The sequence below is a fragment of the Paenibacillus sp. P3E genome (genome assembly GCF_001909045.1).
GTDB classification, from domain to species: Bacteria; Bacillota; Bacilli; order Paenibacillales; family Paenibacillaceae; genus Paenibacillus_AQ; species Paenibacillus_AQ helianthi.
On the sequence record NZ_LVWH01000187.1, the window covers coordinates 100,308 to 112,789 of the forward strand.

The following is a 12,482-nucleotide window of genomic DNA, read 5'->3' on the forward strand; positions in this document are numbered from 1 at the left end:
CGGGTAGCGGATTCAAAGGCAGAAATACCTTTGTTTCGGCTCTTTCCACGCGGGTGGCGGATTCAAATGGTCACTACCTTTACTAGCCTATGACCAGTTAGAGCAAGCGGAAAATGAGCACTAACGCAAAGCAGCGCTTCTCCAGGTGAAGGGAGAAGCGCTGCTTTTGAAGGCTATAGAATGAAGCTAAGGCTTCTCTGCCACAGCCTGCCGCTGATGCCAAAAATTATCCGAGCATACTGCTCAGCGGCTACAATTCACCGCTCAGCTTACGTGCTACAGCTGGCACACGCCCTTTGAAGGCACTGCGGCCAGACGTTTCATCCAGTCCGGCAAAGGCTGCGCATTCCCTGAAGGCAGCATGACGGCAGCCCAGACACTTATTATAGTTAATGACCTTAAGCGCATCATTGATTGCCTCTCCGGTATGCTCATAGAACTGCGTTGCTCCGATCTTGTCATACAGCCCGGTCTTCTTAAGCAGCTCGAGCGGCTGAGATTGAATGCCTGAGATCATCAGGCGGCCGCCATCCTCATGCAGCTTCTTCACCAGCCCTGCCAGATTGGCTTCACCGGTGGTGTCGATAAACGGCACCTTGCCCATCCGCAGCAGAATAACCTTTGGCTTATCTGGGCCGAAGCCAGGCATCGTATTCTCGAACCGGTAGGCAGCTCCGAAGAACAGCGGCCCTTCCACATTATAAATACCGATCTGCGGACAGTCATGGCTGTCCGTGACCATATGTGCTTCAACCTTCACTGAGTCCGGATCAGGCAGCACCTTGGACACCAGATGCACCTCGCCCATCCGTTTAACGAACAAGACTACAGCGAGCACCAGTCCAACCTCCACCGCCACGGTTAAATCGGCAAAGACGGTCAACAGAAACGTAATGAACAGCACCAGCGAATCTCCGGTCTTCAGTTTAAGCAAATGAATGAATTCCTTGCGTTCGCTCATATTCCAGGCTACGACCATCAGGATCGGTGCCATCGCGGCTAGCGGAATACTCGATGCATAAGGTGCAAACAGCAGCAGAATAAGAAATACCACTACACCGTGGATCACACCAGACAAGGGGGAAGCGGCTCCGCTCTTGATATTGGTAGCGGTCCGGGCAATTGCACCGGTAGCCGGAATCCCGCCAAACAGAGGGGCAGCAATATTGGCAACCCCCTGTCCGATCAGCTCGCGGTTACTGTTATGACGGCTGCCTGACATGCCGTCTGCCACCACGGCGGACAACAGAGACTCTATCGCTCCGAGCATAGCGATGACAAAGGCAGGTCGCAGCAGCAGCCTAATCCGTTCCCAGGTAATGACCGGGAAGTGGAAGCTCGGCAGTGTATTCGGAATGTCCCCGTAGGCAGAACCAATCGTAGTCACCTTGCCGCTGAAAAACAGTGCAGCTATGAGGGTTGCACAGAGCAGTCCGACCAGTGCCCCTGGCACTTTGGGTGCAAAACGCATCCCCAGTATAAGCACAGCCAGACAAATGGCCGCCGTCAGAATACTGTACAGGTTAATCGTAGAGATATGCAGGCCAATCTCCTTCATGTTGTCCACGAAGCTCTCATGCCGCTTCATATCCTTCAGGCCCAGAAAGTTCGCGATCTGCCCCGTGAAGATAATAACGGCAATCCCTGCGGTGAATCCGATCGTTACAGGCTTGGGGATAAACTTAATCAGCACCCCCAGTCGGAGCAGACCCATGAGGACAAGAATGATCCCGGCCATCATTCCGGCAAGCAGCAGGTTTTCATAGCCATACTGCATGGCAATGGCGAATAAAATAGGAATAAACGCACCCGTAGGTCCGCCGATCTGAAACTTTGAACCGCCAAACAAAGAAATTATAATCCCTGCGACTATGGTTGTATAAATTCCGTACTCAGGCTTCACACCCGAAGCAATAGCAAATGCCATCCCCAGAGGAATGGCAATGACGCCTACGATAACCCCTGAAATGAGATCCTTACGCAGCGAAGCAATATTATAGCCTTTGAAACGGCCCCACCCTGTCATCCTTTAACCTTCTTTTCTCTAAATATCTGATTATTTGAATATAAGAGCAACATTACTCCTGCAAGCCTCGCTTGTCAACGGGTAATCCGCCCCGGGAGGCCCCGGGTTATTCGCTGCGGATCCCTTCCAAAAGGGAGATTGCGTTCACCAGATGATTATCGAATATCTGCTTAGCTACGGCCAGAAGGTCTTTGATCAGGGGATCCCGCAGGGAGTAAATCACCGTCGTGCCTTCTTTTACACTGGCTACTACATTCTTGGCGCGGAGCACGGCAAGCTGCTGGGACACGGCAGACCCTTCGGACCCGAGAATGGCCTGCAGCTCGTTCACATTCTTCTCGCCTTCGCTCAGCAGCTCCAGGATACGAATCCGCATCGGATGAGCCAGCGCCTTAAAAAATTCTGTCTTGAATTGCTGAATATCGCTGTTCATTGAACCTCTGCTCCTCATAGCTTACTTCTTGAATACTATTTATCTTAGCCTATTTAGCCAAGAGTGGCTATGCCAATGGGTTAATTTGATAGACGAATGCCTTATTCACAGAAAGATCGGATACAACCGGATCTCCCGGGTCCTGACTTCCACCAGGCTGCCCAGCGCCATCGGCTCGCCAAGGCTTTCGAACATGATTAGCTCTCCGTCCAGCTGCAGACAGCCGGTTCCATCCTCCTCGATATTGTCCAGCACCCCGGTAAGCACCACAATATCGCCTTCCAAACGGATGCTGTGCTCCCCTCCGCCTGCCGGAATGATGTCCACCCAGCGCATAAGCAGTACCGGGAGTTCGAATTCTACCTCAGCAAGGTCCCCCGGCTTCACCTGAGCTCCGCACCAGATTCCTCTACCCTCTCCGGCATCCGCTTCAAAAAACACCTCGTCCTTCTTCAGGCCTGTCTTCTGTATTTTGATATTCATCGCAATGGCTCCATTTGCTAGGATTTACTGCATATTATACATGACATCCGGTCCGCTGCGCGATCAGGTATAATTCCGGGTTGCTGTATTCACATAAGTGCTGGGGTGCATCCACGGGTGCTTGAAGAATTCCCTCTTATCAGTGATTTTGCGTGATACGCTGAGGTCATAGTCTATCATAGCTTTTACTTTTGCTGCAAAGGCCTCTCCCTTCACCAACAGCCCCAGCTCGAAATCGTGGCAGGCGCTTCTTTCGTTGATATTATATGAGCCGTGGAACACCGCGTGCGACCTGTGGTCATAGGTGATTTTCCAATGGGAAAAGCGTTCTGTGGCACTGTAGTCATAAAAAGACACCCCATTGCAAAAAGGGACATACATATTGCTGCGCACGGCTGCACGGTTGGTTGGATGGTCATTGACCTCCAGCGGATTGCAGATCGTAAGATGGCAGGAGCGCTCCGGTCCGAGCCCGCTCAGCCGGTCCCAGAAAGCATGGTCAATCAGATACGGGTTCACAATGACCGTCTCATCGGCAGCATACGTGATCAGATCCAGATAATACTGCTGCATCAGATTGACCGGATTTCCGGGAAAACTCACAAACAGCGTACATTCCTCTGAGCCGAAATCTGTATTGCCTTCAGAACGATACAATGCATCCTCCGGATCATAGAAATCCCCTCCGAGCAGAAGCCATCTGGACTGGAACACGGCATTCAGCGGCAGCGCTGCTGCTCCCCGGATACGAAAACAGCCGTCATGCCACTCCTCCTCACGGACTGGAACGCCCATCGGGCGCCCATCCACCTGTACCGAGGCAGAGGCTTCAATCGGTGTGGCAAACGTATATTGATCTCCAATATTCAGACTGCCCACGATAGAGGTGATCCCGTCGATAATCATGAATTTGCGGTGGTCAATCACATTCAGCCCCGTCAGCTCAACGTCCTCCTGCACTTTATCCTGCAGGAACAGGATGCGCTCAGGTATACCCTGAGCCTTCAATTCAGCCCGTCTCCTACTCCACTCCATAGCAGAATAGTAGGAGTGGAAGGTATCCTGTAGCTTCGCTCCCGCCTGCTCCAGCCGGTCCGAGATTTCCGAGAACCTTCCGACCGCCAGGTTATGTCCATACCCCAGGGCAGTGACAGTGTAATTCACCATCAGCCGGACCTGAACCCCGCGATCCAATGCATGCAGCAGCGCTGCCGCAATCCGGTTGCCTGAATCATCATTAAAAAACAGCATGACGGACAGATGAATATAACGCCGGGCCTTGGCGATTTCCTCAAGAAGCATTTCCAGACACTGCGGGCCGTTCACATAGGCGTCGACCTGGTTATTACGGGTAGTCCGCGGAGCCAGTGCCCGGAGCTTACCCGAATCCAGCCGGCTGACCTCAGCGGCAAGCTGTTCAAGCAGCTCCGTACTGAAACCCGGCAATTCAGTGAGCTGCCTTAACTCTGTGATTACGCCACCAATTTCCTGCCGGTATGCGCGGGCAGCGCCTCCTTCCAGAGCTGCGGCAATCAATGACGAAACCCGTTCGGACGGGTCAGCAACCGCCCTCAGGGATCCGCCCGAAATATAATAATTCACAAAATCGATAACATCCTGCTGAAGCTCTTGATCCCATTCTCCGAAGGAGATTCTGGCATTAATATGTATATTCTTCATTGGCAAGTCCTCCATCCGTCTTAAGGGGGATCCTATCAGTTCAGGGCCAGCGAACAAATGACAGGTCGAATCAGGCTAAGGTTAGATACCCCGGATCGCCCGTCAATAAACGTACCGTACGTGTTATTTCCTCACCACCCGATTCTATCGGTATAGAGCAAAACCTATAAATGCTTATATTTCGAAACAAACAGGGGAAGTTTCAACAGCCCGTCCGGCTCTTGAAACTTCCCCTTGCTTCAAAGAATGTATTACATTCATTTCAACCCTGTGATCCGCTTCACTGAACAGCTCCAACAGGTTAACGGTAACCCGGTGGATGGCTCAAAATGATTCACTGCAGGATTTCATCTTCCGGCTACAGATTATTTGCCGGCCGGTTCTCCGTTATATATTCCTTAAGGTCCAGCGGAGCGGTCAGGAACTCAGGCGCTTTCGCTGCAAATCCGGTCAAATGAGCACTTGTATTATGGCTGGCTACAGCCTCCATATCGCGCCAGGTTTCGATCATGATATAGGTGTTTTCCTGTTCGAAATGATTGTACAGCTCATAAGAAAGGTTGCCTTCTTCTTTATGGGTTGCGGCTAACAGCTGTTTCGCCTCAGCCAGGAATTTTTCCTTATGCGCAGGATTTACTTGCATTACGGCATGAATAATAATCATTGATTAGTCCTCCTAAAAGTTTTGTAAGCTTAGGCTTACTGATTGGCTTCGTACAAAACTCGCTTCGGAAGCATAAACTTAAGTTCTAGCATAGGCTAAGTTTATGTTAGAAACGTGGACTTACATATATGAGCTTACGCCTCTTATTTCCACTGTGCAATGGTGTTGATAGGAAGACGGACGGAGGCGTAACCTTCTTCAGCGGCTTTACCGATGGAGATCAGCATGACTGGAACATAGCGCTCTTTGTCCATACCGAAGACTTCGGCGATCTGGTCTTTCTCGAAGCCGCCAATGGCGTTGGTGTCATAGCCGTGGGCACGTGCAGCCAGCATCAGCTGCATGGAGACGAGGCCACCGTCAATCATGATCGTTTCTCTGTTGATATCTGCAGGCAGCTTCGCGAAATGTGCACCCAGCGCAGCAAGCTGTCTTTCTTTTACGTCCGCAGGCATCAGTCCGCGCTCTACAGCGGTGCCGTAGATTTCTTCGGCATAATCGAAATTGTTCAAATCTCCGAACACGGCAATCATGGCCGCAGAGGTCTCTACCTGAAGCTGGTTGAACTTGGCGATAGGCGCGAGCTTGGCTTTGCCTTCCGCACTTTCGATCACAAGAAACCGCCAAGGCTGCATGTTCACCGAGGAAGGGGCCAGCGTGGCTTCGGTAAGGATTTCAGTCATTTCTTCTTTCGAAATTTTGACAGATGTGTCGTATTTACGGATGGAGCGGCGGCCTGTGATAATACTTGTGAAATCATTGGTTCTGGTTGCATTCATGAATAATAAACTCCTTTTATAGTTGGATTATAGTTAATGGCTACAGCAAGTTGATATTATGCTGCAGCCGGACAAGCATATCTGCGAGCAGAGCGCGCTCTGGTTCATCAAAACCGGCAAGCAGACTGCCGATGAAGCGGCTCTTCTCTTCCTTGTACGTACGGATTTTGTCTCTTCCCTGCGCAGTCAGCGAGACCAGGGTCACTCTGTTGTCATCGGGATTGTTGCGTCGGGAGACCATGCCATTCTCCTCCAGCCCCTTTAGGTGACGGGTGATGGCTGCAGCATCGATGTCTACTTGCTTTTGCAGTGAAATCTGGCTGATCTCAGTAACCTGAAACAGCTCATGAAGCAGACGGAGACGGGTGGGGCTTATGCCCGCACAACGCTCGAAGGTCGGTGTAATGGCTTTGTTCAGCGCCTGCAGCCGTTCAAAGATGCGGTCTTCCTCAGGCAGATGTTCAGTCAAGATTAACCCCCTAACACAAATAGATTGCACAAAACCTTTTTGACATTCATCACTTTACACCTTTATCCTTGACCCGTCAACTAATAATTTCAATTGGCCTTTCAACTTGCCCCGGCAGCCGCTTACCCGTAGAATCAAAGTGTAGTGCTCGACCAAAAAAGGAGGGCTGTTACATGAAAATCTCCCTGCTTCAGCTCGATATAGCATTTGGCAATCCCCAGGTAAATTATGCTGCCGCAGAACGTAAAATCCGTGAAGCTGCTGCTCAGGGGACGGATTGTGTGGTTCTTCCCGAGCTGTGGACAACCGGATATGATTTAACCCGGCTTGCGGACATTGCCGACCCTGAGGGGAAGGCCACGAAGGCTTTGATGTCAGGACTGGCCCGCGAGCTCGGCATCCATATTGTGGCCGGCTCCGTCGCCAGTAAGAAGGACAACGGCATAACCAACAGCATGTATGTGTTCAGCCGCACCGGAGCGATCGCCGGCGAATACAGCAAGCTGCATCTGTTCCGCCTGATGGATGAGCACTTGTATCTGCATCCTGGAGAAGCCAAGGGTCTGTTCACTCTGAACGGGACAAGCTGCGCCGGACTGATCTGCTACGATATCCGCTTCCCCGAATGGGTCCGCGCCCATACGGCGCTCGGTGCCGAAGTCCTGTTCATCAGTGCCGAATGGCCGCTGCCGCGTCTTGCCCACTGGCGGGCGCTGCTGATCAGCCGGGCGATTGAGAATCAATGTTATGTCGTTGCGTGCAACCGTACTGGAAAAGATCCCGCGAACACCTTTGCCGGCCATTCGATGATCATTGATCCCTGGGGCGAGGTGGTCTGCGAAGCTTCGGAGAACGAGGAAATTCTGAGCGGAGAGATTGATTTACATCAGGTGCGGGAGGTTCGTGCGCAGATTCCGGTTTTCTCCGACCGGAGGCCGGAGCTGTATCTTTGATCCGCCGGGCCGATTGTGCAGGGCACATCGAATTGAACTTTAGACTGCAAAAAAGTGCCGCACCTGCTGAATCTATCAGCAGATGCGGCACTTTCTGCTATGCCGGTGATGCTACATTACACAGGCTATAGAGCAAGGCCGGTTCGCTTCGACCGGCCATGACACAGCTTAGCGGGCGTAGCGTTCACGCAGCACCCGCGCCGCCTCCAGTACACGGATATCGGTGTACTGGAGCTTGTACCCTGCGGCCGCCAGCCCGGCCGCAGGCTGAAGCTTGACGCCGCGCCGGGCCAGGGCCTGGCGGAATCCTTCGGCGAATACATCCGCCGAAGCCGGTCCGCCAAGCTCGCCAAGCGCGGCTAGGGTCTGCGGCATGACGCGCGGATAGTCCAGCGCGTCATCGCCATCCGCGGCGGTATCATAGAAGCCGCGGATCAAATGCCCGCGCTCCAGCCCGGAGCCGGAGACGATCACGAACGCGTGCACGAAGTACGCGCTGCTCTGCCTCCGCTGGGCGATGCCGCAGAATTTACGGCCGCCGATGGCCAGATCGAAGTCGCCCGGGCAATACGACCCGGCGACCTCGCCTGCCCGGATCTGTGCCGCTGCCTGTGGATGGTTGACCGCAACGGCTTCTGTGATCAGCGAAGCCAGCAGCCGGAAATCATCATGAAAGTCCAGCTTGCCCGGACTTTTGCGGAGCAGCAGCGATACGTTGACGATGCCGGCATCCAGCGGCACAGCCGCGCCGCCGGAGTGCCGCACCGCTGTACGGTAGCCCTGCTCTTCCAGCGCGGCCATGGCTTCAGCTGCCCGCGGCAGCTTGCTGTCCCGCAGGCCCAATGCCACTCCGCCGGGATGGCTCCATAGATGTACAGACGGCGGAACAAGGCCCGCACCCACATCCCTGCAGAGCGTCTCCTCGAACGCGAACGGGAGCAGCATATCTCCGGCAACCGCTTCAACGGGCTCTTGCATCGCCGCGGCTTCTGCTGCATCCGCTATCCTTCCGGAGTCTGCGCTTTCCGGTGATGATTCCCCTGCCGCCAGGTGCTCAAAGAGCGCCATAACCGGCGGGAGCAAACCCGCAGACGGATACACCTGCTCAGGCTCAGACTCCTGGAACAGGACCTGCCCCTGCTCCTGCACTCGCTCGTACATATGTCTTTGCTCTACTGCTTGCTCCTGCGCTTGAACCCGCTCTTGCCCTTGCCCCTGCTTTTTGTATTCTCCGCTCATCCATAACCCCTCCCGGTGACCATCGTTTTCCTCTTTCGCGTAATCAAGACATCCACACTTACTGGCTTCCTGCAGACTGCCGTCGAATACTCCGTCTTCCTGTACTATTTTACAATACCGGCAATATTCCCATTGTAACCGATCCGGGGTGCAGCAGCGAAGCTCAGGGCAGCACCTTCATTTGAAAAAGCAGGATGATAGCGTTATCCTTAAGGTATATGAAGAGCATTCGTCCCGCCCCAAAGCTCATGCTATACACAACCATTAAGGAGTGATGCCGTATGACTGACCTGCTAACCGTGAAGGAACGGCAAATCAGCAAAGCCAGACAATGGGAGCTGGCGCTGAACAAGCTCTATCTCAATTTCCGTGATTACAGCAAGGATGCGCTGAAGGAGTTCGGCGATGAAGATACCCATCAGGCCAGAGTGAACTGCCGTAAGCTGCTGACGCTATTGTCCATTCTAGATCCGGAGCATCTGGTGACAGCAAATCTGTATAGTACCTTCAAAGAGGCGCAAAAAAGACTCGGCAAGGTTAGAGACGCGGACGTGCTGATTGAATCCTTCAAGGATAGACGGGAGCAAGCGGAGGAAGCCGGAGAAGCCAAATCGGCCAAGCTGCTCAAGGCTGTTATCCAGTACGAGAGGAACGAACGAAAGAAGTACCGCAAGAAACTGGGCACCAAACTGCCCAAGCTGTGCGGCAAAGCGCTGGACGCCGAGTGGGAGGCATTCCTTAACAGCGATCTCGAGGCACTGGCGGGCAAAAGAGATGCGAACGTTGTCATGCGTGAGCTTGAGGTCGCTTTCGAGCAGAAGAAAAAAGCCTGCAAGACCCTGTTTAAGGGTCCTGAGGCCGAATCCAAGGAAGCCTTCGATGCGCTGCATGAGCTGCGGATTGCCGCCAAGGAATTGCGTTATACCGCCGGTGCCGCTTCCTTTGCGCTCAACCAGAAATTTCACGCCCATGAGGAAATCTACAAAGACATCCAGGAGCAGCTCGGTACTATTAACGATAAACGGGGATGGTTGGAAGTGATCCAATCCATTGGCCGTGATGAGCTGGGGGTCAGCCTTAAGGTATGGACTGAATTCACGGACAAACTCCATGCTGAAGTGCTCGAAGCGCTGCACCATAATGAAGTGGTACCGTTCCCATTGAATGCGAAATAACCGCACTTCGTTCCATTTTTAATTTTTCCCACAAGTGGAAACGGCTTCGCCGTCCTTTTAAGGATGGTATCCGTTTCAGCGAGAAATTGAAGGATAATTTATAGCGTGAAACATATAAATTCTTATATTTTAACAAAAAGGCAGGAAGCCAAGCATTATGCGGCTTCCTGCCTTTCCTGCGTTTACCGGCTATTCGCGGCAGCAAATTTGTCCAGCACGCCCTGATAAGCCGATTTCGGGCGCAGTCCTACCAGTTTTTCCATAGGCTGCCCCCCATTGTATACGATCACGGTAGGGAGGCCCATGACTCCCGCTTCTGCAGCCAGCTCCGGCAGCTCATCGCAATTCACTTTGAGGATCGTGATATTGCTGCCATACTCTTCATCCAGTTCCTCCAGAACCGGCAGAAGACCCCGGCAAGGCGCGCACCATGGCGCTCCGTAATCTACCAGCACAGTTCCGCCTTCCTGCAGCTGTCTCCGAACGGTATCGGCGTGCCCGGCATTTATAACAGTCATTGTTAACTCCTCCTTATCAGTCTAAGAATATATTCAGGTTATTCTGATTCCTGCTGCTCCTGCTGTATGGAAGCAATCCGTTCCTCCAAATTCTGCTTGATCTGGTTCAGCTGCAGGAGCTGACGCTCAATATCCTCCAGCTTGCTGCGGTACAGCGGCATCACTTCTGCACAGAAAGCCTCTTTTTTCTTCAGTACACAATTCAAGAAACCGGCGATTTCCTCGGTCGATAAGCCCAGATTCAAATACAGTTTGATCGTCTCCACCGTCTCCACGGACAAGAGCGAATACTCTCGGTATCCATTGGCCTGGCGGAGCGGAGTGATCAAGCCCTGACGTTCATAATATCGCAGAGAACGGATGCTGACACCCGTCCGTGCGGCAAGCTCACCTATTTTCATGGTCTGTTCTCCCCGGGGTTCATGAGAAATGGTCTGTTCTTAGTATAAACCCTGACACCAGTGTCAGGGTCAAGGCTTTTTATCGCCGGGAGCAGCCAAACAACCAAAAAACCAACAGCAGTCTAACGCTTCCGTTGGTTTTTACACTATCCATCCATATGATGTTGTTAAAATGATCAAGGACTACAGTAATCCGGCCGCCCACAGACCGCCCCTTGTAATCATCTGCCGGAACGGCTCTACGGAAAAGGAAGGAAGATGATGGCCCGGCATCAGATACACAACTCGCCCCATCCCGAACTCATGACACCAGGCTGCCGCATGATGGGCCCCCTCGTGGAAATACTCCGCCAGCACCGTCGTTTCAAAATAGGGCTGCATGTCAAAATAATACGGCTCGTCCTCGATGACAAAGTCGGTAATCCCCTGCATGATCGGATGGCCTGTTGCCGGAACTGTCATGTGAAGCTCAGTATAGGCCGGATGATGCGTGAAATGCGCTCCCAGCATCACACCCAGCTCCTGGTTACGCTGCAGTGAGATCCCATTGTGCACTACGAGCAGTCCGCCGCCGTTAGCTACATAGGAGAGCAGTGCCCCGCTCTGTTCAGGAGCTATTTTGTTGTCCGAAAATTCTGTATACGCTATCACAAGCTTGTAAGCCAATAGGCTGTCCGGACTGAGCAATGAGTAATCTTCCGTAGATTTCACGTCCAGCTTCCCGGCAAATAACGCCTCAAACACGTGGTCCACCCCGGAGAACGGATGATATTTAACCTCTGTATAGCTTCCCAGCGCCAGTGCCTTCCATTCTGTCATCTTTTATCTACGCCTTTCTCTTAGCGAGAGTTGTTCTTACCAGGGCCAGGGATTGCCGTCCAGATCAAGATAAGCCGGTTCCATGCCCATATGCGTCTTATGCTCCTGCACGATTCCCATAATTTTGCGGGCGGATTCTTCAGGGGGAATAGGGGCTGCCTCATTCTTGTCACCGTTCATGTAGGACTGGAGCCAACCCGGATGAAAAACCATCACCTGGCCGCCCATGACCCGCAGATGATTGTGCAGTAAAGAGGACTGCATATTAAGTGCCGCCTTGGACATACAATAACCGTACATGTTAATCCGCTGATTGCGGCTGATGCTGCCGGCTTCGGAGGAGATGTTCACAATTAGCTTTTGCTTGCCTTGCAGCAGGAGGCCCATCAGCGAATTGCTCACCCGCAGAGAGCCAAGCGTATTCACATTATAAATGCGTGCCATCGCGGTGTCATCCATATCTACCAGCATGGTGGCATCATCCGCACGGTCAATAATCCCAGCATTGTTGATGATCATATCCAGATGCCCTGTGCGTCCTGCAATAGTTCGTGCCGCGCACTTTACGCTGTCGCTGCTCCCGACATCCATCGGAACCAGAATTAGCTGTTCTTTATATTTTGTATTGAGTATTTCCAACGCTTCCGATTCTTCCAGGTACTGCCCGGCAAAAACCTTATATTTATTCTCCAGAAGCCAACGCACAAGGAAAAACCCGAGTCCCCGGTCGGCACCGGTAACACAAGCAGCCTTTTTCATGGAATGGGTCACTCCCTCTTATCAGACATCAATATACATAAATCGCCATATCCCCTACACCTTAGCATGGGAATTGTCATTATT

14 protein-coding genes are annotated in these 12,482 nt (G+C 52.5%); 2 read left to right on the forward strand and 12 right to left on the reverse strand.

The genetic code is table 11. The annotated features are described in order from the left end of the window. Positions 1-250 precede the first annotated feature (250 nt). The 7 genes from A3842_RS21915 to A3842_RS21945 form a co-directional block, all read right to left on the reverse strand. Positions 251-2,026 (reverse strand): SulP family inorganic anion transporter, encoded by a 1,776-nt coding sequence (locus tag A3842_RS21915; protein WP_074102736.1) that lies wholly within the window; start codon positions 2,024-2,026, stop codon positions 251-253. A gap of 106 nt (positions 2,027-2,132) precedes the next feature. Beyond that, entirely contained in the window at positions 2,133-2,459 is a 327-nt protein-coding gene (locus A3842_RS21920; protein ID WP_062522366.1) for an ArsR/SmtB family transcription factor, read from the reverse strand. A gap of 105 nt (positions 2,460-2,564) precedes the next feature. Next, the gene (locus tag A3842_RS21925; protein WP_074102737.1) at positions 2,565-2,942 is read right to left on the reverse strand and encodes a hypothetical protein; all 378 of its coding nucleotides are present in this window, start codon (positions 2,940-2,942) and stop codon (positions 2,565-2,567) included. Between the two features lie 63 nt (positions 2,943-3,005). Next, complete coding sequence (locus tag A3842_RS21930; RefSeq protein ID WP_074102738.1) at positions 3,006-4,622, reverse strand: phospholipase D-like domain-containing protein; 1,617 nt, start codon at positions 4,620-4,622, stop codon at positions 3,006-3,008. Positions 4,623-4,980: 358 nt separating this feature from the next. Beyond that, on the reverse strand, positions 4,981-5,286 hold the full coding sequence (locus tag A3842_RS21935; RefSeq protein ID WP_074086785.1) for a putative quinol monooxygenase: 306 nt from the start codon (positions 5,284-5,286) through the stop codon (positions 4,981-4,983). Between the two features lie 143 nt (positions 5,287-5,429). Then, positions 5,430-6,065, reverse strand: coding sequence for a nitroreductase family protein (locus A3842_RS21940; RefSeq protein WP_074102739.1), 636 nt, complete (start codon positions 6,063-6,065; stop codon positions 5,430-5,432). A gap of 40 nt (positions 6,066-6,105) precedes the next feature. Continuing rightward, on the reverse strand, positions 6,106-6,534 hold the full coding sequence (locus tag A3842_RS21945; protein WP_074086783.1) for a MarR family winged helix-turn-helix transcriptional regulator: 429 nt from the start codon (positions 6,532-6,534) through the stop codon (positions 6,106-6,108). A 173-nt stretch (positions 6,535-6,707) separates the two neighbouring features. Here A3842_RS21945 and A3842_RS21950 point away from each other — a divergent pair, with 173 nt between their 5' ends. Then, positions 6,708-7,487 (forward strand): carbon-nitrogen family hydrolase, encoded by a 780-nt coding sequence (locus A3842_RS21950; RefSeq protein WP_074102740.1) that lies wholly within the window; start codon positions 6,708-6,710, stop codon positions 7,485-7,487. Between the two features lie 168 nt (positions 7,488-7,655). On the opposite strand, the gene A3842_RS21955 is transcribed toward A3842_RS21950, so the two are convergent. Beyond that, positions 7,656-8,726 carry a lipoate--protein ligase family protein gene (locus A3842_RS21955; protein ID WP_083609690.1) on the reverse strand — a complete coding sequence of 357 codons (1,071 nt, stop codon included), beginning with the start codon at positions 8,724-8,726 and terminating at the stop codon, positions 7,656-7,658. Positions 8,727-9,007: 281 nt separating this feature from the next. On the opposite strand from A3842_RS21955, the gene A3842_RS21960 reads away from it, so the two are divergent. Further along, positions 9,008-9,901: a CHAD domain-containing protein gene (locus tag A3842_RS21960; protein WP_074102741.1), complete on the forward strand. Its 894-nt coding sequence runs from the start codon at positions 9,008-9,010 to the stop codon at positions 9,899-9,901. A gap of 182 nt (positions 9,902-10,083) precedes the next feature. Here the strand turns inward: A3842_RS21960 and A3842_RS21965 are convergent, their stop codons facing one another. The 4 genes from A3842_RS21965 to A3842_RS21980 all read right to left on the reverse strand — a co-directional run bounded on the left by A3842_RS21965 (position 10,084) and on the right by A3842_RS21980 (position 12,398). Beyond that, positions 10,084-10,419 carry a thioredoxin family protein gene (locus A3842_RS21965; protein ID WP_074086780.1) on the reverse strand — a complete coding sequence of 112 codons (336 nt, stop codon included), beginning with the start codon at positions 10,417-10,419 and terminating at the stop codon, positions 10,084-10,086. Positions 10,420-10,457: 38 nt separating this feature from the next. Next, positions 10,458-10,820: a MerR family transcriptional regulator gene (locus A3842_RS21970; protein WP_074086779.1), complete on the reverse strand. Its 363-nt coding sequence runs from the start codon at positions 10,818-10,820 to the stop codon at positions 10,458-10,460. 183 nt (positions 10,821-11,003) lie between these two features. Then, complete coding sequence (locus tag A3842_RS21975) at positions 11,004-11,639, reverse strand: ThuA domain-containing protein (protein WP_074102742.1); 636 nt, start codon at positions 11,637-11,639, stop codon at positions 11,004-11,006. A gap of 36 nt (positions 11,640-11,675) precedes the next feature. Then, positions 11,676-12,398, reverse strand: a complete 723-nt coding sequence (locus A3842_RS21980) for an SDR family NAD(P)-dependent oxidoreductase (RefSeq protein WP_074102743.1) — start codon at positions 12,396-12,398, stop codon at positions 11,676-11,678. Between the last annotated feature and the right edge of the window lie 84 nt (positions 12,399-12,482).

Bases quoted from the DNA above. Each gene is read 5' to 3' on its own strand.
- A3842_RS21915 (WP_074102736.1), bottom strand. From the start codon at position 2,026: ATGACAGGGTGGGGCCGTTTCAAAGGCTATAATATTGCTTCGCTGCGT.
- A3842_RS21920 (WP_062522366.1), bottom strand. From the start codon at position 2,459: ATGAACAGCGATATTCAGCAATTCAAGACAGAATTTTTTAAGGCGCTG.
- A3842_RS21925 (WP_074102737.1), bottom strand. From the start codon at position 2,942: ATGAATATCAAAATACAGAAGACAGGCCTGAAGAAGGACGAGGTGTTT.
- A3842_RS21930 (WP_074102738.1), bottom strand. From the start codon at position 4,622: ATGAAGAATATACATATTAATGCCAGAATCTCCTTCGGAGAATGGGAT.
- A3842_RS21935 (WP_074086785.1), bottom strand. From the start codon at position 5,286: ATGATTATTATTCATGCCGTAATGCAAGTAAATCCTGCGCATAAGGAA.
- A3842_RS21940 (WP_074102739.1), bottom strand. From the start codon at position 6,065: ATGAATGCAACCAGAACCAATGATTTCACAAGTATTATCACAGGCCGC.
- A3842_RS21950 (WP_074102740.1), top strand. From the start codon at position 6,708: ATGAAAATCTCCCTGCTTCAGCTCGATATAGCATTTGGCAATCCCCAG.
- A3842_RS21955 (WP_083609690.1), bottom strand. From the start codon at position 8,726: ATGAGCGGAGAATACAAAAAGCAGGGGCAAGGGCAAGAGCGGGTTCAA.
- A3842_RS21960 (WP_074102741.1), top strand. From the start codon at position 9,008: ATGACTGACCTGCTAACCGTGAAGGAACGGCAAATCAGCAAAGCCAGA.
- A3842_RS21965 (WP_074086780.1), bottom strand. From the start codon at position 10,419: ATGACTGTTATAAATGCCGGGCACGCCGATACCGTTCGGAGACAGCTG.
- A3842_RS21970 (WP_074086779.1), bottom strand. From the start codon at position 10,820: ATGAAAATAGGTGAGCTTGCCGCACGGACGGGTGTCAGCATCCGTTCT.
- A3842_RS21975 (WP_074102742.1), bottom strand. From the start codon at position 11,639: ATGACAGAATGGAAGGCACTGGCGCTGGGAAGCTATACAGAGGTTAAA.
- A3842_RS21980 (WP_074102743.1), bottom strand. From the start codon at position 12,398: ATGAAAAAGGCTGCTTGTGTTACCGGTGCCGACCGGGGACTCGGGTTT.